The organism is Tractidigestivibacter sp. (assembly GCF_057241865.1).
This window is the reverse complement of sequence record NZ_DBHHPX010000009.1, coordinates 25,012-48,245: the sequence shown is the minus strand read 5'-3', so window position 1 is coordinate 48,245 and position 23,234 is coordinate 25,012. Positions and strand designations below refer to the sequence as shown.

11 protein-coding genes are annotated in these 23,234 nt (G+C 64.0%); all 11 read left to right on the top strand.

The genetic code is table 11. The features are described 5' to 3' along the window. The first annotated feature begins 160 nt into the window (after positions 1 to 160). The 11 genes from ACO59D_RS04500 to ACO59D_RS04450 all read left to right on the top strand — a co-directional run bounded on the left by ACO59D_RS04500 (position 161) and on the right by ACO59D_RS04450 (position 23,207). Complete coding sequence (locus ACO59D_RS04500; protein WP_485125944.1) at positions 161 to 3,766, top strand: Spy0128 family protein; 3,606 nt, start codon at positions 161 to 163, stop codon at positions 3,764 to 3,766. A gap of 130 nt (positions 3,767 to 3,896) precedes the next feature. Beyond that, positions 3,897 to 5,381, top strand: coding sequence for an isopeptide-forming domain-containing fimbrial protein (locus ACO59D_RS04495; protein WP_485125943.1), 1,485 nt, complete (start codon positions 3,897 to 3,899; stop codon positions 5,379 to 5,381). 97 nt (positions 5,382 to 5,478) lie between these two features. Further along, positions 5,479 to 6,369, top strand: a complete 891-nt coding sequence (locus tag ACO59D_RS04490) for a class C sortase (protein ID WP_485125942.1) — start codon at positions 5,479 to 5,481, stop codon at positions 6,367 to 6,369. A gap of 141 nt (positions 6,370 to 6,510) precedes the next feature. Beyond that, positions 6,511 to 7,674, top strand: a complete 1,164-nt coding sequence (gene fucO / locus ACO59D_RS04485; protein WP_485125941.1) for a lactaldehyde reductase — start codon at positions 6,511 to 6,513, stop codon at positions 7,672 to 7,674. A 211-nt stretch (positions 7,675 to 7,885) separates the two neighbouring features. Then, positions 7,886 to 9,154, top strand: a complete 1,269-nt coding sequence (locus ACO59D_RS04480) for an Mbeg1-like protein (protein WP_485125940.1) — start codon at positions 7,886 to 7,888, stop codon at positions 9,152 to 9,154. 161 nt (positions 9,155 to 9,315) lie between these two features. Further along, positions 9,316 to 9,678: a YerC/YecD family TrpR-related protein gene (locus ACO59D_RS04475; RefSeq protein WP_130812323.1), complete on the top strand. Its 363-nt coding sequence runs from the start codon at positions 9,316 to 9,318 to the stop codon at positions 9,676 to 9,678. Positions 9,679 to 9,680: 2 nt separating this feature from the next. Further along, entirely contained in the window at positions 9,681 to 12,968 is a 3,288-nt protein-coding gene (locus ACO59D_RS04470) for a PD-(D/E)XK nuclease family protein (RefSeq protein ID WP_485125939.1), read from the top strand. Then, positions 12,968 to 16,471 carry a UvrD-helicase domain-containing protein gene (locus tag ACO59D_RS04465; protein WP_485125938.1) on the top strand — a complete coding sequence of 1,168 codons (3,504 nt, stop codon included), beginning with the start codon at positions 12,968 to 12,970 and terminating at the stop codon, positions 16,469 to 16,471. Before ACO59D_RS04470 ends, ACO59D_RS04465 begins: the two co-directional genes overlap by 1 nt. A 169-nt stretch (positions 16,472 to 16,640) precedes the next feature. Next, positions 16,641 to 20,540 carry a DNA polymerase III subunit alpha gene (dnaE, locus tag ACO59D_RS04460; RefSeq protein ID WP_485125937.1) on the top strand — a complete coding sequence of 1,300 codons (3,900 nt, stop codon included), beginning with the start codon at positions 16,641 to 16,643 and terminating at the stop codon, positions 20,538 to 20,540. Positions 20,541 to 20,756: 216 nt separating this feature from the next. Further along, entirely contained in the window at positions 20,757 to 21,137 is a 381-nt protein-coding gene (locus tag ACO59D_RS04455; RefSeq protein WP_130812319.1) for a desulfoferrodoxin family protein, read from the top strand. A 144-nt stretch (positions 21,138 to 21,281) separates the two neighbouring features. Next, the gene (locus ACO59D_RS04450; RefSeq protein ID WP_485125936.1) at positions 21,282 to 23,207 is read left to right on the top strand and encodes a nitrilase-related carbon-nitrogen hydrolase; all 1,926 of its coding nucleotides are present in this window, start codon (positions 21,282 to 21,284) and stop codon (positions 23,205 to 23,207) included. Positions 23,208 to 23,234 lie beyond the last annotated feature (27 nt).

Genomic DNA, 23,234 nt, shown 5'->3' with positions numbered 1-23,234 from the left:
TCAGACGCTTTGCAGGCTTGCCTTGCCGCGGCTATGCTCTGCGTAAAATTATTCGGGGGGGGGCGTCCTAGCTGCTCTTCTCCTCGGACTAGCGCTTGCGTGTCCCGTCATTGCGAGGGCGGAGACGCTTCAGACAGTCTCTAACCCAATCGGCTCCACCATGAACGTCTTTGACTACTGGGTTTCCTCCCAGGACGAAGACGACAGCAGGTGGGAGACCATCTGGGGACAGAGTCCCGCAGACCGCGGCATCAATGCTGGCCACAGGCTCAAGTTCCACCGCTATAACAGTGACGTCGGTGCCACCGCTGGGGACCCGAACTACTACCCAAACGGACGCATCGTCACCCAGGGTATCGTCCAGGACACCCTAGGCGCAGACGGGTACCCCGTGCTTTCATCCGCCAATGGCGGGGAATCCCTTGCATATCTCTTCAACCCGAATGTATCGCAGGACGGCAAGGCATCCTACACAGGCGCCACCCACCTCTTCCAGCAGGACGCTGACGGCTACTATTTCTACAACAGCGCCGACAACTGGGCAATGTTCGACAAGGGCTCCAAACGGTTCACGGTCTCCACGCTGCCGGCAGACGCGAGCCACGACCTCGACGGCAGAGACGAGAGCACCTATTACGGCTTCTATCCCTTCGACACGACGATTGCCCCGCAGTACCACAGCACGAGCCACATGGTGAACTGGCGGCCTGGCAACTTCCACAACCACTACTTCGGCGTCACCATGACCACTCCCTTCACGCAGCCCTACGGCGGCGTCGTCGAGAGGGCCGACGGATCTCTGGCACCCATGAAGTTCGAGTTCTCGGGCGATGATGACGTGTGGGTCTACATCGACGGCGTACTCGTGGGAGATCTCGGCGGCATCCACGGCGTGTCGACGCTCGACATCGACTTCAGCACGGGCGAGGTCAAGATCAGCGACGTGGGGACAAGCGGGAGCACGGGCACGTACACCCTGAGGGAGCTCTTCCGGGCAGCGGGGCGCGAGGACTCGGTGGAATGGAGCGGGGACACCTTCGCAGACTACTCCAAGCACTCGATGAACTTCTTCTACTTGGAGCGCGGAAACCAGCTCTCCAACATGAAGATCAAGTACAACCTGGTCGGCGGCGGCTCCATCTCTGCCCAGAAGACGCTCACGTCCGGTGGCTCCAAGGTCAGCCTTCGCCAGGGGCAGTTCCAGTATGAGCTCCGTGGCTACTATGACGGCGATGCGGCGCCTATCATGCCGATCGGCATCCCAAAGCACCGTGTCGCTGCCGATGAGACGGGCTCCGACTACACCTCAGCGACCGTGGGCTGTGCCGAGGACGGGAGCGTCAGCTTTGGCGCCATGCAGCTTGGGGCCCAGAATGCCGGCAAGACCTACCTCTACAGCGTACGCGAGGTGGTGCCAGACGGTGCCACGGACAACGGGGACGGAACCTACACCAAGGACGGTGTCGTGTACGACGGACACGTCCACTACCTCAAGGCCTCGGTCGTCCAGTCCAGCGATGGCAGCTACGGCATTCAGAAGACCTGGTACACGGATGGCGGCTTCTCCGCGGAGGAGGGAAGCGGCGAGAGCTACCACCCCCAGTTCACGAACTCCTATGAGAGCGGCAACAACGTCGACCTCCAGGTGAAGAAGGCGCTCGTCGGAGACACCCTGCAGGATGGCCAGTTCACATTCGTGCTCAGGGACTCGGACGGCAACCAGGTTGGCGTGGCTACGAACGGACCGGATGGCATCGCTCACTTCTCGGTTCCCGGCTTCGTCCCATCGGACTTTGGCTACCAGGACGGCACCATCACACGCACCTACACCATCTCCGAGCAGGTCCCGGATGGGGCCGAGGCCAACGGCGACGGGACCTATACCAAGGACGGCATCGTATACACCTCCGAGCAGGCAAGCGTCATCGTGACGGCCACCTACGACTCGGAGGCCGTGGGTGACCCCATCACCATAACGACGAGCTATGACCAGGGGACGCTTTCGGCGGCATATGACGCCGGTGACCTCGTGGCTAAGGCCTCGGGCATCACGGGCGACGCGACCATCACGGCTGTGACCGAGGGCGCTCCCATGCCCGAAAGAGAGAGCGCAGAGATTGGTGCGGACGGCACGGCGGACTTCGGCAAAGTTGACTTCTCCGCAGCCGCGCCTGGGACCTATACGTACCGCGTGAGTGCTGGAAGCCACATAGCCATACTCGAGGTGACTTCGGGACTGCACGAAACCTCCATCACACCGAAGTTCTCCCAGGGCGATGGCACGCTTTCCGGCATCCTTTCTGCGCAGGTGGAAGGGCTTGGCGGCACAGCTACCGTCACGGCTGCGGCCGGCGCGCCCGTGCCGCAGAAGACATCGGCGCAGGTGGGGGCAGACGGAAGCGTCAGCTTTGGGACGGTCGACTTCTCGTCCGTCGATGCCGGCACCTATGCCTATACCGTCTCGGTTGGCGGCAAGAGTGCCGAGGTGCGCGTGACCGTCTCTAAGGAAACCCATACCGCAGGCGATGTCTCGGGGAGCTATACGCTCACTCATGTGGTCTACGACAGGTATTTCCTTCACGTGACCGTGAACGTGGGAATGCAGTACAACGGTCAGAGACTCGCCCTGTCTCCCTCAGACAACGTGGGGTGGCAGAGAGCGACCGCTGTGGTGACAAACGGCGTGGTGGACTTTGGCTCCGTCGAGTGGTGGGACACCACAAGCGAGTCCCATGACTTCACGATTCGCACCTCGGAGAGCTGGAACTACACCGTTCTCGGGTCGTTCACGGTGGCAGAGCCTTCGCACGGCAGCGGTACCAGCGGAAGCTTCGGGACGCAGGCGACCACGGTGACCACGCTCTCGTCCGAGGCAACACCCTTTGCGGAGGCGACGTCCGATATAACCTCCACCAGCCATGAGGTTGCCGTCGCCGTGGACATCCCCACGATAACCAACCGTTCGGTCGTGCAGGTCCAGGCGACGAAGGTGTGGAATGATGGCGACGCGGATGCATCGCGACACCCAGAGATCACCTTCCATCTCATGCAGTCCGTCGATGGCAGCACACCTGTGAAGGTGGAGGGCCAGGACAGGACCATTGCCGCAGGAGCGACGGGCGACGCGCTCACCGTCGTGTGGAAGAACCTCCCCAAGCGAAACGACGCAGGCCTGGAAATCGCCTACTCCGTCGTCGAGGAGCCTGTCGTCGGCTACTCCTCCGATGTCACGGGTTCCATGGCCGAGGGCTTCACCATCTCCAACACGCCAAGCTACGGCTTCTCACTCCTCAAGAGGGGCGTCTCGGCAGATGGCAAGACCGAGGGAGGCGCCCTCTCAGGCGCAAGGTTCACCGTCAGCTTCATGGACGGCGACTCCCCCCGCTACGTCGCCAAGGACGGCTCAGCTGCGAGCGAGGTGGTCGAGCTGGAGACAGACGAGTCCGGACGCATCCTCGTCCCGAAGAAGCTCGCGCCCAACACCTACACCATAAGGGAGGTGCAGGCCCCGGCTGGCTACCAGCTGCCCAAGGGAGCCATGACCCTCAAGATCAACGGTGACGGTACGGCCGAGTTCACGAGCCTTTCCGGTGCCAAGACCACGATTGGCAGCGTTGGCGGCCAGTTCTCCATCACCGTCACGGATGTGAAGGTGGTCGACAGCCTGCCCCAGACGGGGGGCATGGGAACCCTCCCGCTCTTCCTGGCGGGAATCAGCGCGATAGCTGCCGCAGTCGTGAAGGCTGGCCTCTCCCGGCTCCCGTAGGGCCGTGTGTCGCCATCGGTTGCAGGCTCGCCTCATTCAAGGAAATCCGCCCGGTACGTCCGAGCTTGGATTTTGCAGTACAGCGTTAGGCCTTGAAATGCCCTGCGGGGCAAAGGACAAAGGAGGAAGCATGAGTTACAGAAGGAGCTTGGGGGCATTCTTCAGCGCTGCGGCGCTCATTGCCTCGCTGAGCCCGGCGGTCGCCTTCGCGAAGACCACCGGAACGGGCATCACGGATGTCGATGATGCCACGATCAACGTGACTGGGCTGGAGAAGGGCGACACGGTCACTGCATACCAGGTGTTCGACGCTTATATCGACAGCAACAACGTGCTCAAGTACACGCCGGCTACCGGGTTGCCTGCCGACTATGACACCATCGACGAGCTTGGCGCGCTCACGACGGCCGATGCGCAGAAGGCTGCAGGCGACGCCTACTCGAAGGCCTTCGTAAACGATGGGGCGCACGGCGTTGCCGGTCCGGTGACTGGTAACGCTGGCGAAGACGGCAAGGCTTCGCTTACCCTCGACTCGGGCTACTGGGTGGTCGTCGTCACGTCCACGAGCGGCAAGACGAAGGTCTTCCAGCCTACGACAATCGACGCCAGCCCCGTTGCCGGCACCGATGGCACGTACAAGGCCAAGACGCTCTCGGACCAGGAGATCAAGAACGAGCCAGTCACCGTCAAGAAGGGCGTGGGAGAGAGGTACGAGGAGAAGACCGACGCGTACACGGTGGGCCAGATGGTGCCCTTCAAGGTGACCACCAACGTCCCCAACTACCCGGCAGACTCCAAGGACGCCACATTCACCGTCAGCGACACGCCTTCCGCCGGCCTGGAGATTGACACTGGTTCCATCACGGTGAAGGTCGGGGGCACTGTGGTATGGGAGAACGGCGCAGCCGTGGACGCAAGCGCCTTCAAGGCCGCAACCACAACGCAGGCGACGACTGGCTACACCTTTGACTTCGCCAAGGACTTTGTCCTGGCACACCCTGGTGCCTCTGTCGAGATCACATATAACGCCAAGCTCACCTCTGCGGCCTTCTCGCACGACGAGAATGACGTGACCGGCAACACGGCGAGGGTCACCTTCAACCCCAACCCCTATGACAGCTCCACCGTCACGCCCGACGACAAGACCAAGGTCCAAACCTACGGCTACGTGTTCCCCAAGACCGACAAGGACCAGAACGCCCTCGAGGGTGCGGCCTTCACCCTGTACGACGAGGCCGGCAACGAAATCAAGGACGAGAACGGCAATGCCATCACATCCACTTCCAAGATTGTGAACGGCAAGGCCTACGTCTACTTCGAGGACCTTGGCTCCGGCTCCTACGTGGCCAAGGAGACCACGGTTCCCGCGGGCAAGCAGAAGGCACAGGATGTCAAGTTCACCGTCGACAAGGACACCGCTAAGGCGGACAACCCCGCCACAACCGACATCACGGAGAACAACTACCTGGTCAGCACGAGTAACGTCGTAGACCCCGACCAGCCCATGCTGCCTGTGACCGGCGAGGCGGGCACCGTCGCAATCACCGTCGGTGGCCTCGCGCTTGTCGGGGCCGCATGCGTGGTTGCCTCGCGCGGCCTGAAGCGCTCCAAGTAGGCAGCCGCACATCTTGTTCCACCGTATCGGACATGGATCGAGAGGGCCGGAGGGGGCACCTGCCTCCTCCGGCCCTTCCACGGGGGCCCGACGCAACGTGCGGGCTCTCGTCATTGCCGCGCTGCTCGCCATTGCCGGCATCGCGGCAATCCTCTACCCCTATGCGAGCGACTACCTCGCCCGCAGGGAACAGGAGGCGGTCGGCGAGCGTCAGCAGGATGTCGTCGCCACGGTCTCCGAGCAGGACCTCTCCGCAGAGTGGGAGACCGCCAGAGATTTCAACCAGCGTCAGCTCGAGGGACGCGTGGCCGTGTCGGACCCCTTCGACCCCAACAACGCGACACCTTCCGACGAGGAGTACGCGAAGGTCCTTAACCTTGCGGGCGACGGGGTGATGGGTCAGCTCATCATTCCTTCCATCGGGGTGAACCTCCCCATCTACCATGGGGTCTCGGACGACCAGCTCCTCCGTGGCGTAGGGCATCTACCGACCACCTCGCTGCCGATCGGTGGCGCTTCGACGCACTGCATCCTTGCGGGCCACACCGGCCTTCCCTCCGCCAAGATTCTGGGTGACATAGACAAGCTCAGGGAGGGAGACTGGTTCATCATCCGCGTCCTAGGGGAGGACCACGCCTACCGCGTGACCGGAACCGAGGTTGTGCTTCCCAACGAGACGCAGAGCCTTGTCACACAAGAGGGCAAGGACCTCGTGACGCTCGTCACCTGCACTCCCTACGGCGTGAACACGCACAGGCTCCTCGTGCATGCCGAGCGCTGCGACGCGCCGCAGGAGTGGCTCGACATGCAGGGCCAGGCGAACGACGTCCCCCTTCTCAGCCCTGCCGACGAAGGCGCCCCCATCGTCGTGCTGTCGCTTCTTGGCCTTGGCATAGGTGCGGGCCTTCTCGCCCTGCGCTGGATTGTCACACGCAGGAGGGGGTGCGCACCTTCCTACGTGCCGCGGCATGCCCGCAAGCAGGATTAGGGCCCATCCCCGTGCTTGGATGTGCTGGATCCCTGCGCCGGAGCCCGCTCGAGTCCAAGATGTCCCGCTCCGGGTAGAATGCCCTCAGTCATGTGTACGGCGGCAGGGGAGTCGTCGGCACCCAACGGGAAGGAAGGGCTTATGGTCAATCGCTTCGTCCTCAACACCATCTCGTATCACGGTTCTGGTGCCATCAAGGAGATCCCCGGTGAGCTTTCTCGCCGCGGCCTTACCAAGGTCTTCGTGTGCTCTGACCCCGACCTCGTGAAGTTTGGCGTCACTGCCAAGGTCACCGACCTTCTCGACAAAGCCGGCTTCCCCTATGAGGTCTACTCCGAGATCAAGCCCAACCCCACCATCCAAAACGTCAAGGATGGCGTGGCGGCCATGGCTGACTCCGGTGCAGACTGCATCATCGCCATCGGCGGCGGCTCGTCCATGGACACTGCCAAGGCCATCGGCGTCATCCACGAGAACCCGGAGTTCGCCGACGTGCGCTCGCTCGAGGGGATGGCCGACACGAAGAACCATGCCACCTTCACCATTGCCGTGCCCACTACGGCGGGTACTGCAGCTGAGGTCACGATCAACTACGTGATCACCGATGCCGAGAGGGTCCGCAAGTTCGTGTGCGTCGACACCAATGACATCCCCGAGGTCGCCGTTGTCGACCCGGACATGATGGCTTCGATGCCCGCCGGTCTCACTGCCGCTACCGGCATGGACGCCCTCACCCACGCCATCGAGGGCTACACCACCAAGGGTGCCTGGGAGCTCTCCGACATGTTCCACCTCGAGGCTATCCGCATCATCTCGCACAGCCTGCGTGAGGCCGTGTCCGAGGCAAAGTCCAGGGAGCCGGGCAAGGGCCGTGAGGAGATGGCGCTTGGCCAGTACATCGCCGGCATGGGCTTCTCCAACGTTGGCCTCGGCATCGTCCACTCCATGGCGCACACGCTCTCCGCGCACTACGACGCTCCGCACGGCGTTGCGTGTGCCATGCTTCTACCCGTGTGCATGGAATACAACGCCGACGCCTGCGGTGAGCGCTACCGCCAGATCGGCCGCGTGATGGACGTCGCCGGTTGGGACACCGATCCCATCGATGTCGTGAACAAGAACGTTGTGGCCGCTGTCGCAAGGCTCGGCGAGGACGTTGGCATCCCCAAGACCTGCAAGGGCCTCGTCGAGGCAGACCTCGACCAGCTTGCAGATGACGCTGCGGCTGACGCCTGCTTCCCCGGCACGCCCAAGCCTGCAGACCACGAGACGATCAAGGCCCTGTTCCGCAAGGTCATGGAGTAGCTGGTTGCAATGCGTCCTTCCTGGCCCGGCCGAGGATGCCTTCGGCCGGGCTCTTTTTCCTCGGAGCTCCCGGCCCTTGGCCTTGGGAGCGAGCCTCCTGGAATCTCTGCCGAGCCGTAACTGAGTCGCAGTTTTCTGTCAGCCATAGGCTCGCAGGCTGCCCGTTTCATCCCCTCGGCCTGCCGCTCTGTCTCACGCGAAGGGAACTCCCATGGCGAACATATACGACTACCTCGACCTACGGGGTGACATCACGCTTGCGGAGCGACCGTTCAACGTATGTGACGGCCTGGTCCTCTCGATCCTCTCGTACGTCGACTTCAAGGGAATCGTCCCCGGCGAGGGGGAGGGACCGGTAACTGTCTCGTACGCGTGCGATGCGCTGCTCGACCGTGCAGGCGGCGACGTCTCGCCCTACGTGCGGTCGCTTGCGAAGATTGATGAGCGCTATCTGCGGCTTCTGGGGACTTCCGCGCGCTTTGGGCAGGCGCTCGCCCGCGACTACGCGGACGTCTTCGACCATGACCGCGACCTGCAGTTTGCCGCGCTCACGGTGGAGCTTCCGGGCAAACGGCGCTTCGTTTCCTTTAGGGGGACCGACAACTCGCTCGTTGGCTGGCGCGAGGACTTCATGCTGAGCTTCGAGGTCACGGAGGCACAGCGGCTGGCTGCCGAGTACCTGCTGAGGCAAGCGCGCAAGGCCGATGCCGAGGGCGTAAGGCTCATGGTGGGCGGCCACTCCAAGGGCGGCAACCTCGCGGGCTTCTCGGCAGTGCTTCTGCCCGACGAGCTGCGTCACGTTATCGAGTGCGTCTACTCCAACGACGGTCCGCTCATGGCGCCAGAGGTGGTGCCTCTGAGTTGCCATGACGTGTATGGTGGCCGCAGCGTGCGCATCGTCCCCGCCTACAGCGTGGTGGGCATGCTCTTCGATGACCCCTCGGAACCCAAGACCGTCGTGCGCAGCACCGGCGATGGCGCTCTTCAGCATGACCCCACAACCTGGCAGGTCCATGCGGACCGGATGGACGAGGCAGACGACCTGCTTCCCCAGTGCAAAGTGGTGAACGCCATCTTCGACAAGTGGATGCGCGGGGCCAATCTCGCCGACCGCGAGCTCTTCACGCGGCAGGTCTTCGACGCCTTCGAGGCCGGGGGAGCAACCACCTTTGACGAGGTCGTGGGCAACCCCGCGGGGGCCCAGCGCGTACTGGCGGCATTGAGAGACGCAGACCCGCGCACGAAGGAGCTCATCGGCGAGCTGGTCCAGGTTGCCGCCGGAGAGACGTGGGACGCTGCGGTCGCGTCAGTTGCCAATGCCACACGAGCTGCCCTGAGCGCCGTGGGCGCCATTCTTCCGCAGCACAGGCTTTCTGGCGGGAAGCCCGCGGGCGAGGGAGGCGGGGGAGAGTCCGTCGACGCTGTGCCTCCCGACAAGCCATCGCCAGATTACCCCACGGGTGGTGTCGGGAAGAGCTAGCCCCCTCTCGCTGATGGCCCAATTTGTGTCGCGCCTCCCTTGCATACTCCACGTGACAGATGCTCGTCAGCCCATGCGTCCCCGTGGCACTTTGATGCGCTAAAGTGGTTCCCACGCATGTGACGCTGTAGGTTGGCAAACATCGGTGCGGGAGGTCGTAGATGACGTGGGACAACGCATTTGACGCCGAGGAGCCGCAACGCCTCTGTGAGGCTGTGTGCCTTGTCAGGACGCCGGAGGAGGCCCGCGCCTTTCTCGAAGACCTCCTGAGCCCGCGCGAGCTGTGTGACCTTGCGCAGCGTCTGGAGGTGGCCACGCTCCTACGCTCCGGCAGGTCCTATGTCGACGTCTCAAGTGCTACGGGAGCGTCATCCACCACGGTGAGCCGCGTATCCAAATGCCTAAGGGGCGAGCGGGGAGGCTACCGGCTTGTTCTTGAGCGGCTCGACGGCACAGGCAACGGCGCGGCTCGGGAGAGAGCCGAGAAGGCAGAAGGCGCTGACACGCAGGGGAGACAGGACTAGGGATGCTGCACATCGCGACTACAGTAGAGGAGTTCCTGGCAAGCGCGGAGGTCCGCGCGCGTCTGGAGGAGGGGCTTGCCGCTCGTGGCGCGGCAACCCTTCTTGTCCCGAGCTTCGCAGATCAGCTCGTGGCACAAAAGGAGCTCTCCTCATACCCGACACTCTCCCTTGGCGTGACCGTGACCACTCCTGCCGCATGGACCAAGGAGCGCTGGGAGGTATGGGGCAACGGGACCCATGTGGTCGAGGCCCTCACCAGAACCATTGCCGTCCAGCAGGCAATTTCCCAGGCACCAGAGGGCCGTCGCAGGGGTGTCGCCCTGAACGCCGGAACGGTCAATCTCCTCTCGGCCCTTGTACGCGACGCGTTGCCCTGGCTCCCAATTGATTCTGCGGGAGAGCCGGACGAACTTGCCTGCCATGCGGTCGGCCTCACCGATGCCGAGGTTGGCGTTATGGCGCTTGCCGGGGACTACGCACGCGTCATCCACGAGGCGGGCTACATCGAGCAGTCCGAGGCAATGTCGCAGGTCGTCGATGCCATGGCACGGGGCGTGGCTGGGCCGGGCTGCGTTGTGGCGGCGGGCCTGGGCCAGGAGTCGCGTGCCGTGCGCGAGCTCCTGGTTGACCTTGCCTGCGCGGGTGAGCTTGCCATCGTGGCGCAGTCGGGAAACGATGCGGCGCTGGCTGGGCAGCAGGAAACCGTCGCGCTGGTCGAACGGGGCGTCATTGCGCGTGATGTCGAGGTTGCCCATGAGGGGCCGCAACGCGTGGCCCCTGAGACGCATGCGAGAAGGGTCCCAGAGCTCCAGCGGGTGGTTCGTTCGATCTTTGGCACCGACTCTGACGTTGAACCTACCGGTGCGGTGGAGGTCCTCGCGCCTGCCGGCCCCCTCGCCGAGGCGGAGCTCGTCGCGTCTCGCGTGGTCGAGCTTGCCCAGGCCGGCGCGCACGAGGTGGTCATCGTCGCTGCGGACGCCGAGCGCGCGTGGCGCGAGCTTTCTCCCAAGCTCTTCGCGCGTGGCATAGCCTGCGAGGCAGAGCTGAGCTCCCGCATGGACCAGCTCGAGGCAGGCAGGGCCTTCCTCGAGTTTGCCCAGTCCGTGGCCCAGCTATCCGAGCTTGCGGCATCGTGGCCCGCACCCAAGGACACCCCGGAGGGCGAGCTTGTCATCCTGGGTGACATGGCCTGGTGGCCCCCGTGCAGCCTTGTGGACTTCCTGCGACAGGACATCGCATACGTACCCACCGAGCGCGCCCTCTCCCTCGACAGGGCATGGCGGGGGGACCGCCTGCTCACCCCCGCAGACGTCCTTGCCGCGCTCCAAAACCCCAGGGCCACGAGCGCACCCGTGGCCGCGGCCACGCGTGAGCTCCTCCTGCGTGGGCGCATGGGCTCTGCGGCATCAAGGCTTCTTGCGCCCTACCTGCAGGCCGGCGAGTCCGCCCCGGCAGACCTTGTCCCCGATGAGGCCGGCCTCGAGCTTGCCCCCATCGCCCCAGAGCACAACCGTCTGGCGGACGCCCGAGCCATCGCCATTCTGGAGGGGGTCTTGGCAATCGCGGGCACGCTCAAGGAGCTGGGGGTTACGGCAGATCCCAACGTGCCAGATCACGTTTCCCTCTCCAAGCTGGTAGAGCTCTGCGAGCAGGCCATGTCCCAGACGAGTGTCGTCGTGCGTCCGGGCGCTTGGACAAGAGACGGCGCCTGCCGATGCAGGATATGCGACCGCGCTCGTGCCGCCGGATTGGTGCCCCTCTCGGCAGACGCGCTCATCTCGTGCTCCATGACTTCCACCGAGTGGCCCATCGGCACCGGAGACGATGTTCTCTCGGCACTTCTCGTGCGCCTGAGCATCGAGCCCCAAAGAGACCCTGCGGCCCGCGAGCGCTCGACCTTCTGGCGCATGCTGCGCGTGCCCCGCGAGCGTGTAGTAGTGGAGCGCTGTGGCGTTGACGCCGCGGGCAGTACCTGTTATCCAGCCGTCATGCTCACCGAGCTCCTCTCATGCTATGGGGGAGATGGCACCGGGAAGGACAAGGGCCTTGTGGTGCGCTCGCTGGGTGAGAACCAGGCAGACGCCAACCTGAGCACGGGAGGGCTCGGCATGGCCGCTGCCGGCACCAGCAATCCCTCTCCCGCTGGCATCATCTCCGGCGCCAACGCTGCACTCGTGGTAGTCCCGCCCACAGGCAGGGCCGATCTTGTCGAGGGAAAGCCGCTCCTCTCGGCCTCGCAGATCGAATCGTATCTCGAGTGCCCCTACAAGTGGTTCAGCCTGCGGCGCCTGCACCTGCAGGACTCCGATGCCGGCTTTGGCCCCATGGAGATGGGTACCTTTGCGCACCGCGTGCTCGAGGTCACCCACTTGCGGCTTCTTGCCGAGGCGCGCGAGCGCGTGGGCGTAGCCGAGGGGGAGCATCTCGACCCCTGGGTCATGCTGCCCGGATCCCGCGTGCTCGAGGGCGATCCAGAGGGTCTTGCCCATGCGCACGAGGTGCTTCTCGCCGAGCTTGAGGAGCACCTGCACCACCAGAGCCTACGACAGGGCAAGCGCAGTCGCTACCAGGCATTCGTTCCGCACACCTCCGCAGACGAAGGACAGCTTGCGCAGTTGCGGCGCGACCTTACGAGCGCGCTCGACTACGAGGCGGGCCTCTTTGTGGGCTATGAGCCGCGCTTCTTCGAGTGGGACTTTGGCACGCAGGACGAGCCGGTGGAGTATGCGGGCGCCTGGATCTGCGGCACCATCGACCGCGTGGACATCGACGCCCACCAGCAGGCGGTGGTCATCGACTACAAGCACAAGGCCCCCAGCGGCTTTGCCAGGGAATACGGCGTAACCCCCGTGCATGTGGGGGATGCACCCAGCGGTGGGACGGACGAGCAGCGCGTGGCCCCCTACGGGCTTCCGCGCCGCGTACAGTCACTCATCTACGGTCAGGTAGTGCGCCACATGCACCCGGAGCTCAAGGTGAGGGCGGCGGTGTATTTGGGAACCCGCGGAAGCCATGCCGTGGGCGGGGCCATCCTCGACGACTCGCTCGACCGCGTGCTGGGAAGCCATGCCCCCCTGAGAAGGGACTCCCTTGATGCCTATGCGGTTGGCAGCAGCAATTCCTACGGCATCGAGGACGAGTACGGCATGGAAGCATTTCTCGACGCCACCGAGGCGGCGATTGCCGAGAAGGTCGCGCAGCTCCTCGACGGAGACGTCGAGGCAGACCCGCTTGATGCCGCCGCATGCTCCTACTGCCCGGTGTTGAACTGCGAGAGGAGGCTCTCCTAATGGCAGGCATAGACCTCTCAACCCTGAACGAGCGGCAGCTCCAGATCGTCTCGACGCTCGATCGCCCCGTCTTTGTCGAGGCGGGAGCCGGCTCCGGCAAAACCTTCACCCTCACGCGCAGGATAGCATGGGCCCTCTCGCCCGGCTCCGGCAAGGATGGCGGCCCCTTTGCAGACAGCCTCGACCAGGTTTTGGTCATCACCTTCACCGACGCTGCCGCACGTGAGATCAAGGAGCGCGTCCGCTCGACGCTGCGCCAGGCGGGCATGCGCGAGCAGGCCCTCATGGTGGACTCGGCGTGGATCAGCACCATCCATGGGATGTGTTCGCGCATCCTGAGGCGCCATGCGCTTGACTTGGGGATAGACCCATCGTTCAAGGTCGCAGGCACCAACGAGGCGCTGGCCCTTGTCGAGCAGGCAACGGAGGAGGTCGTGGGATCGGCAAGCCACGACCGTGCCAGTCCGGTGCTCGGGCGCGCGTTCGAGGAATACGGCTACGGTACTCTCAGTGGGTCCAGGCCCTACGGCATGGTGGCCATGGTCTCGGATGTGGTTGGGGCTGCCCACTCCGCCCCGGACGGCTTCGACTCGCTTCTCTCCGTGGGAGAGCCGGACGTCGAGGGCTCGATCTTGCGATTGAGGGAGGCCATCGGCACGATAGGCGCGCAGCCCGGCATCTCGCGCACGGCACGGGATACGGCCATGGGGAGCCTGGGGTCGCTCGACGCGTTCCTCTCGGCCCCTCCGGGCGAGCGCACCCCGGAAGCGGCCCAGACTGCGCTCGGAGGCGTAAAGGTCCCTGACGTGCGGGCAAAGGGGATGAGGGAGTTTGTCCTCGAGGCGCGCCGTGCCCTGGGGGAGGCAAGGCTCGAGGTTGCGCTTGCGGGCAATGCGCCGCTGGCGGATGCCCTTATCGACCTGGCGCGTCGGGTAGACGATCGCGCCCTTGGGCTCAAGCGCGAGAAGTCGGTCCTCGACAACGACGACCTCATCTCTCTGGCCTTGCATGCCGTGCGCGACAACCCCGTTGTGGCCTCCGACTATCGTGGGCGCTTCAGGCTCGTGATGGTCGACGAGTCACAGGACACCGATGCCAGGCAGCTTGAGCTCATCACGCTTCTTTCTGGTGACGGTGCGAGCCATCTCACCACGGTGGGCGACGCCCAGCAGAGCATCTATCGCTTCCGTGGCGCAGACGTGGGAGTGTTCCGCGCGCGTGGCGTGGAGGTCCCGCAGGAAGACCACGTGCGCCTGGACGTCAACTACCGCAGCCACGCAGACGTCCTCTCGTTCGTGGATGCCGTGTGCGGTGGCCCCAGCGGTGTGGTCAATGGCTTCATGCATCTGGAGCCCAATCCCACGCGCGCGGACGGCTACCGCGCCCGCCCCCTGCCGCGCGTGGACGTCGAGGTGACGCTTGCCAAATGGGGTGTGTCGGCGCTTGCCTCCGCAACGTGCGCAGCCCAGATAGCCGATCGTCTCGCTGCCTATGCGGCGGCGGGCCAGAGCCCGTCAGACATGGCACTGCTCCTTGGCGCAACTGGCAATGCAGGGCTCTATATCGATGCCCTTCGCTCGCATGGGCTTGAGTGTGTGGTCACAGGGGGCTCGACCTTCACGAAAACCGACGAGGCCAAGGTCATGGCCGCGCTGCTCCATACCCTGGCCAACCCCCATGACACCCAGTCCGGCCTCTTCCCGCTCCTCGCCTCGCCCATGTTCGAGCTTGACGCCAACGACTTCGTGCAGCTGGGAACGCGCAGGCAAGACATGGTCGACGCTCCCGCCAAGCGAGCCATAGACCGGGGAATCCAGACCTTGGATCTCTATGGCGGGGCCGAGCCATCTCCCAGGCTCAAGGCGGCGCACGATGTTCTCGCCCGTGCCCGGCTGGCGCTGCGCAAGCACCCCGTGGCAGACGTCTGCCTGCAGGTGGTGCGGGAGTCCGGGTGGCTGCGCCGCCTGGAGGCTGCTGGCACAGACGGCCTTGCCCAGGAGGCAAACGTCCTTGCCGCGGTGCGCTACATCCGCGAGCTTACGCAGGACCTGGGCCTTGGTCCGGCGCGTGCCGCCACCGAGTTCGACATCTGGCTCAAGGCCTCCAAGGTACCCCCGGCATCGCTTGCCGGTGGCACGTCCAACCAGGTGCAGATCATGACCGTACACGCATCCAAGGGCCTCGAGTTTCCCGTCGTGGCCATCGCGGAGTGCTGGAGGGGTCCCGGCTCCTCGGGCCCTGTGGTCACGGGATGCGTGGACGAGCGCCGACGCGGCGTTGTCGTGAAGCCCAAGGGGCTCAAAGTGCCCAAGGACCTCACTGCCGGTGAGAACCCCCACAGCATGGCGGAGTGGCTCCTCTCGCTTTCTGAGAAAAGCGTAGAGCAAGAGGCTGCCGAGAAGACCCGCCTGCTCTACGTGGCGCTCACCCGTGCGCGCGAGGCGGTGGTCTTGGGCGTGGGCGTGAAGCTGTCCTCGAGCGGCCCCTCCCCGGAACTCGCCGCAGGCGCCCTCGAGGCGATTCTGGGGACGGCGACCCCAGCCCCGGGCGAGAGCCCCTTCGAGTACGGTGGCAGCGAGCCTGGACGTCTTCGCTGCGTCTCGCTCAAGCCCTGCGAGACGGGCTCGGGGAAGGGCGCCACGCTCGACTCGGCCGGCAGCTTCTTTGACGGCACGCTTGCGACCACGGACGAGGTCACAGGCATAGGTGCCACCGTCGAGGCGCCGGAGCCCCCGGGCTTCTCGCTTGTCTTGCCGGATCCGGACCCCGCGGCTCCCGCCACAGGCATGTGGCGTCCGCGTGCGGGCGTCTTTAGCTACTCGAGCGTACACGAGCAGCTGCCTGGGGACTTCTCTGCTACACGTATGGTTGCGCACGATGGTGAGGGGCCCGCCACCACGGGCACCTCCGCCCTTCCCACGCGCCCCAAACGCGAGGCAGAGCGGGAGGGCGCTCCCGTGGTGGGGGATGCCGACAAGGCCACGGGACTGGGCTCCGCCTTCCACGGGCTTGCCCAGGCAATGGTCGAGACCGGCCGTTTCCCAGAACCTGGGCGCATTGCGGCTGCAAAGCGCCTCTGGCACCTTTCTGAGAGGGCTTCCGCCCGGCTCGACGAGGCCCTTGCGCGCTGGTGGGGCTCGGATGTGCGCCAGGAGGCACTCTCGCATGCGCTCGTGCGTGCGGAGGTTCCCTTCTTCAGGCGCGTGGACTCCGCCTACGGAGGCTACGTCGAGGGCGCCATCGACCTTCTCGCCACAGACCCCGGCTCTGACCATGCATTTCTCGTGGACTACAAGACGGGCGACCGCGGGCTGGGCGCGCAGGCCCTCTCCCAGCGCCACGAGATGCAGGCCAACTTCTACGCGTACGTCCTCATGGGGCTCGGCTTCTCGTCGGTGAGCTGTCGCTTTGCGTGCGTGGAGCTCGAGCGTCCCGACGTGCCCGGCGAGCCCGTGGTCGTGTCCTACGAGTTCGACGAAGGGCATCCCCCACGCATGGGGTAGCGCACCAAGGCGCGAGCTGCCAAACCGAACAGCGTGTGGAGCCTCTGCTTCATTTCTACCTGCAGGAACGTCATAGCTACAGGTCAGATGGGGTATAGGCCAAGGCCTTCCACACGGGGGTTCTGCTATGCTTTGCCCAACAGCTACGCGTCGCCAGCATGGAGAACACATGGCATTCGTTCACCTACACAACCACTCGGACTTCTCGATTCTCGATGGAGCAACGCCCATCCCTAGCATGGTCAAGCGTGCCGTCGACGAGGGGATGCCTGCCGTTGCCCTCACAGACCATGGCTACATGTTTGGCATCCCCAACCTCGACCTGGAGTGCCGCAAGTACAACGACGTCCAAGCCAACATGAAGCAGTGGCGCCACGACGTCGAGTGCTTCGGGAAGGGTTGGGGGCTTGAGGAGCCAGATCCTGACGCAGACGAGGCAGGCTACTTCGACCGCGTCCATGACCAGTGGGCAAGCGACGTTGCGGTGTGGGAGTCATCTGGCCATGACCTAGCCGCGGTCCAGGCAAACCGCCCGCGCCTCAAGGTGAAGCCCATCTTTGGCTGCGAGGCCTACTTCATCGCCGATGACTGCATCGAGCGCGGCACCAAGCAGCGTCGCTACCACCTCATCCTTCTCGCCAAGAACGAGACGGGCTACCACAACCTCGTGAAGTGCATGTCCAAGGCTGCAGGCCACGAGATGATGTACTACCGTCCGCGCACCACGCTCAGCATGCTCAAGGAGTACCACGAGGGTCTCATCTGCCAGAGCGCCTGCGTGCAGGGCATCATTCCCCAGCGTGTCATTGATGGCGACTTTGACGGCGCGCGCAGGTGGGCCGAGACCTTCCACGACATCTTTGGCGATGACTTCTACATCGAGATCCAGGACCACGACCTTACCTTCCGCAACGGCTGGAACGATCGCAAGCTCGACGAATACCTGGTCAAGATGGCACACGAGATGGGCGTCAAGGTGGTCGCCACCAACGACTTTCACTACCTCACGCGCGAGGACGCGTCTACGCAGGACATCCTCTCGTGCATTGGCAAGGCCACAACGCTCGATGACCCCAACCGCATGCGCATGGAGAGCCTTGAGTTCTACATGAAGTCCGAGGAGGAAATGCGCGCACTCTTCTCCTGGTGCCCCGAGGCCTGCGACACCACGCTCGAGATCGCCGACAAGTGCAACTACGAGCTTGACTGGACCCACATGTACCTGCCCGAGTACCCTGGCCTTCGCCCGGGGGAGACCGCAGACGAGCGCTTCCGCGAGGAGTGCGAGAAGGGCCTCGCCAAGCGCTACGGCGATAACTGGCGTGACCTCACGATTGGCGGTTGGAACGTGCGTGACCGCTTCGAGCACGAGTACAAGGTCATCACCGAGAAGGGCTTCGCGAACTACTTCCTCATCGTGCAGGACTACGTCCAGTGGGCCAAGGACAATGGCATCGGCGTGGGCCCGGGTCGCGGTTCGGCGGCCGGCGCCATCGTTGCGTATGCCATGAACATCACGAACTTCGACCCGCTCGAAAACGGCCTCATGTTCGAGAGGTTCCTCTCGACCCAGCGCTCCGAGATGCCCGATATCGATATGGACTTCGACGATGAGCACCTGCAGGACGTTCTGCAGCACGTGCGCGACGTCTACGGCGAGGACCACGTCTGCAAGGTCATCACCTACTCGACCATCAAGGCCAAGCAGGCCATCAACGATGCCAACCGAGTCCTGGGCTTTCCCGTCTACAAGGGCCAGCAGCTCTCGAAGATGCTCTCGAACGACCCAAAGCTCCAGCTTGCCAACGCCCTTCACAAGAACGAGAGGAAGCCCGACCAGTACTCGCCCGACTTCGAGGACGCCTACAACAAGGATTCCGACGCCCGCCGCATCATCGACGCCGCCCTCTCCATCGAGGGCTTCATGCGTGGCGAGGGCGTGCACGCCTGCGCCACGCTCATCGCGCCTACACCCGTAACCGACCACGTTCCCACCAAGCTCGACACTAAGGGCAACGTCACCATCACTCAGTACGAGGGCCACTCCGTCGCGGACATGGGCCTGCTCAAGATGGACTTTCTCGGCCTGCGCACGCTCACGGTCATCAACAAGGCACTTGCCAACATTCGTCACTCATACCCCAACGCCGCAGACATCGACCGCATGCCGCCTGCGGTTCGTGCCTGCATCAAGCCAGGGGCTACCTGCGTCGACATCGACGTGGACAAGGTCGACTTCTCCGACCCCAAGATCTACGAGCTTTTGGGCAAGGGACACACGGCAGGCGTCTTCCAGGTCGAGTCTGCGGGCATGACCGCCACGATCAAGAACATGCAGCCCGACGCATACAAGCAGATCGTCGCCCTTATCGCCCTCTACCGCCCGGGCCCTCTGGGTGCCGGCATGGTCGACAGCTACATCAAGCGCATGCATGGCCAGGAGAGGATCTCGTACTACGACGAACGTCTGAAGCCCATCCTGGAGGAGACCTACGGCACCATGGTCTACCAGGAGCAGGTCATGCAGATTTCGATGAAGATGTCGGGGTTCACGGCTGGCGAGTCTGACTCGCGCATGCGCAAGCCGGTGGCCAAGAAAAAGATCAAGATGCTTACCGACCAAGTCTTCCACTGGGAGGGCAACGGCGCGGACGAGACGATCTACGACCACTGGATGAACGGCGCCGAGGCCAACGGCTACAAGCGCGAGGTGGCGCAGGAAATCTGGGAGAATGTCCTCGAGTTTGCCTCCTATGCCTTCAACAAGTCGCACTCCGCCGGCTATGCCATCCTAGTTATGCAGACCGCCTGGTTGAAAGCCTACTTCCCGCGCGAGTACATGGCGTCGGTCCTCACCTCCTACATGGGCAAGACCGACAAGATCGTGCACTACGTCACGAGCTGCCGTCGCGAGGGCATCCAGATCCTGCCGCCCGACATCAACGAGTCCGGCAAGGACTTCACGGCAACCGCGGAAGGCGTCCGCTTTGGCTTCGCTGGCATCCGTGGCGTGGGCGAAGGCGTGGGCGAGTGCGTCATGGCCGAGCGTGATGCCCATGGCCCCTTCAAGAACCTCCACGACTTCTGCGAGCGCGTGGACGGCTCCCAGGCTAACCGACGCGTGGTCGAGTCCCTCATCAAGGCGGGTGCCTTCGACTCCACGGGATACACCCGCATGCAGCTCATGCACTTCGTCGACAAGAACAACCCCGAGAACATCATCGACGCTGCGGCTCGTCGCCAGAAGGAGCGTGCGGTGGGGCAGTTCTCGATGTTCGACATGTTTGGCGACATAGCGGGCTCGGGCTTCCAGGACGAGGTTCCCGCACCCGATGGCGTGGAATGGGACCGTCACATCAAGCTTGCGCAGGAGCATGACGTCTTGGGCATCTACGTCTCCGACCACCCGTTGCGTCCGTACGCGTACGCGCTGGCCAAGGCACGCGACTACACCATCGCAGACCTCTCGGTCTCCGAGGAGTACACCGACCCTGAGACCGGTGCCACCATGGAGCGCTTCAAGGTTTCCGAGGACAAGCCCATCCACCTTGCCGGCATGGCCACGTCAGTCCAGAAAAAGACCACCAAGAAGGGCGACGCCATGGCCATCGTCACCCTTGAGGACATGGAGGCCGAGACCACGCTGGTGGTATTTCCCAAGGCCTACAAGGAGTGTGCTGCCACACTTGCCGGTGAGGTTGACCCCGAGACCGGCGAGAGAACCGGTGACATCTTTATCAAGGTTACGGGGCGCCTGGAGCGTGGCGACCGCGGAGACCAGCTGATCTGCTCTTCCATCGAGCCGCTCGAGCTTAACGACAAGACCAACCGACCCAAGGTCCTCGAGATAAACATGCCGGCCAACCTTCTCACGCGCGGTCGCATGGACAACCTCGGCGAGATCCTCGGGCGCTATCCTGGTCTCGATCGCGTTGAGCTGCGCGTGGAGAGTGCGTCGGGTGATGTCATGCGCATGGAGCTTCCCACACGCATCGACGCGCACAACATGGTCCTCATGACCGAGATCATCGACCTTGTCGGCAGATCGGGCCACGTGAAGGTGGCGTAACGGCAGCCTCCAGCCTTTGGCCGCAGACGCACCTTGGGCCCTCGGGGCATGCCCGCTCCATGTTGTGCGTGTCTAATATGTAGGTTTAAAAATAACATTTAACGCATGCATGGATTGCCATGCGATTGGAGAAAATACAAGCAGCAGCGGCCCCTAATGTGGTCGCATACACTGGCGTCGACTTTGCAAGACGTCAAGACTAGGAGAGGATGCCATATGGCGGACGTCAAGATCTATCGCTGCAAGCACTGTGGCAATATCGTCGTTAAGGTTGTCGATGGCGGCCCCACGCCCGTGTGCTGCGGCGAGCCCATGGAGGAGCTCGTCGCCAACACCACCGACGCGGCTGTTGAGAAGCACGTTCCCGCCCTGACCGTCGAGGGCGACCGCCTTGTTGTACGCATTGGCTCCGTCGAGCACCCCATGACCGAGGAGCACTACATCGAGTGGCTGATCTTCGCCGATGATGACAAGGTCGTCATCCGCTACCTCAAGCCGGGCGATGCACCCGAGGCTCGTTTCCACCTCGGTGAGAGCAAGAAGGCTACCGTTTATGCGTACTGCAACCTCCATGGCCTTTGGAAGGCCGAGCTCTAGGGCTCATACGTAACCTTCAATCGGCAAGGCTTGTCGTGCCGCCTCGGCAGCGCCGGGGCGGCACGCTTATCTCTGTGCGCTATGAGCAAGCAGAGCGGGGATACAATCAACAGCAGGTTTGTCAGGCAGGGGGAAGGCTTAAGCATGAAAATCGCGGTTGCCCAGATGAGGACCACGGCAGGCGAGCTCGAGCGTACGGCAGAGCGCATGGTTGAACTTGCGAAGCGAGCTGCGGGCGAAGGAGCGCAGCTTGTGGTGTTTCCGGCGGCAGCCCTCCTGGGCACCTGGCCCATTGATCCACCCAGCCAGGAGGGGCTTCTGCTCGACCTTGCAGAGGCCCTGGTTAAGATTTCCGAGGAGGCTCCGTGCCCCTGCATCGTGCCGGTCCTCTCAGATGCCGATGGAGCCCCTGCCCCCGAGGCCATCCTCGTGCACGACGGCGAGCTTACGCCGCTCAAACTCTCGGCGCTTCTACGCTCGTCTGCGGTGCTCCGGGCGGGGCAGCACTCAGATGATGCCCAGGAGGATGTAGACGGGCCCCAGCCAGACCTCCCCGTCTTCGAGCTGGGTGGTGTCCACTTTGGGCTTGCCTTCTCCTTTGATGACCTCAACGACTTCGACGACTATGACTTTGACGTCGATGTGGTGCTCTACCTCGACGGCTATGGGTTTGCCATGGATGACCCGTCGTCTGCCATGGGCGCCTCGGTGGCCGAGGGTCGCTTCATGGATGACGCCGCGGCAACTGGCGCCTGGATTGTGGGCGTAGGGTCGCTCGGAACCTACGGCATGCAGGTGTTTACCGGATCGAGCTTTGTCCTCACGCCCTTGGGCGAGCTTGCTGCGCAGTCGCCTTCCTTCGAGGAGGACTTGCTTATCGCAGATGTTGACCCAGGCCTCGATGAGCCCTTGGAGCATCCGCTTAACCCTGAGGTCTACGACCGCCCGCTCATCGCCTGGAACGCGCTTGCGCAGGGGCTTTCCGAGTCCCTCTCGCAGATGGGCTTTACCCAGGCAGCCGTGCTGGTGGATGGCACGCTTGACTCCTGCGCCGTGGCGACTCTGGCCACCGATGCCCTTGGCCCCACCAACGTCCACGCACTGCTCGTGACCGGCTCCAGCGACGGGCTCGATGCATCTGCGCGCGAGCTTGTCGAGAACCTCAGGCTACCTGTCCGAGAGCTTCCGATGGCTGCCCTCTCGCCCGACCGGGCCCTTGCGCAAGACCTTGCGCAGGCGCATCTTGTCGCGCTGGCGCGTGAGGAGGGCGCCATGCCCCTCTCGAACCTCGACAAGACGGCGCTCGCGCTTGAGGTTGCGCCCGGCTCCCTCATGCCTGCGGGGCTTGCGCCCTTGGGCGACATCTACCGCTATGCCGTGCTCGAGCTTGTGCACATGAGAAACACCATCTCACCGGTCGTCTCGCGCACTGCTCGCCACGCTTTTGAAGTCCCATCCATCCCCGGCATCGAGGGATGCGGGCCTACGCCTGAGTCTCGTCTCGACTTTGTCGACTACGTGCTCGCGAGCAGCCTTGAGTGGGGCCGCCCCCTCTCTGACATTGCCGAGGACGGCGGACATCCCCAGGTGGTTGCGGCCATTCTCGACCGCCTTGCCTCGTGCGAGCCAGCACGCATGGCTTGTGGACCCGTGATCGTCGCATCGTCTCGCACGCTGGAGGACGTCCCGTGGCCGCTTGGCATGGTGTGGCGCGATCACGCTCGAACCAGGGCGGAGCGCACGGGCGAGGGCATCGGTGGCACCATCTCCCTGGGGGATGACCTGGACCAGGCAATTGCGCAGGCCGTGCAGGAGGCCGTGGGCGTACCGGCGGTTCCGGATGCTGAGCCCGACGCTCGTGAGGGGGGAAGCGCTGCCCCCGCCGCACCCCGGGATCGCGAGCGTGATATGCGTGAGGTCCTCAATCTCCTGCGAGACCTCTCGCTCACGGGTGGGCTTGCCGTCGACCAGTCGGAAGCCCGTGGCGGAAGGCATGGCCAGGGAGGTCGGCCCGGACCAGGCGGGATGCCAGCAGACGGCTCAATGTGGAGTCCCTTCTCGGAGAACTAAGCCCGTCTCCTCCGCATGCGCATGGTA

Coding starts and splice junctions, on each gene's coding strand:
- ACO59D_RS04465 (WP_485125938.1), top strand. CDS start 12,968: ATGGCAGGCATAGACCTCTCAACCCTGAACGAGCGGCAGCTCCAGATC.
- ACO59D_RS04450 (WP_485125936.1), top strand. CDS start 21,282: ATGAAAATCGCGGTTGCCCAGATGAGGACCACGGCAGGCGAGCTCGAG.
- fucO (WP_485125941.1), top strand. CDS start 6,511: ATGGTCAATCGCTTCGTCCTCAACACCATCTCGTATCACGGTTCTGGT.
- ACO59D_RS04470 (WP_485125939.1), top strand. CDS start 9,681: ATGCTGCACATCGCGACTACAGTAGAGGAGTTCCTGGCAAGCGCGGAG.
- dnaE (WP_485125937.1), top strand. CDS start 16,641: ATGGCATTCGTTCACCTACACAACCACTCGGACTTCTCGATTCTCGAT.
- ACO59D_RS04455 (WP_130812319.1), top strand. CDS start 20,757: ATGGCGGACGTCAAGATCTATCGCTGCAAGCACTGTGGCAATATCGTC.
- ACO59D_RS04480 (WP_485125940.1), top strand. CDS start 7,886: ATGGCGAACATATACGACTACCTCGACCTACGGGGTGACATCACGCTT.
- ACO59D_RS04500 (WP_485125944.1), top strand. CDS start 161: ATGAACGTCTTTGACTACTGGGTTTCCTCCCAGGACGAAGACGACAGC.
- ACO59D_RS04495 (WP_485125943.1), top strand. CDS start 3,897: ATGAGTTACAGAAGGAGCTTGGGGGCATTCTTCAGCGCTGCGGCGCTC.
- ACO59D_RS04475 (WP_130812323.1), top strand. CDS start 9,316: ATGACGTGGGACAACGCATTTGACGCCGAGGAGCCGCAACGCCTCTGT.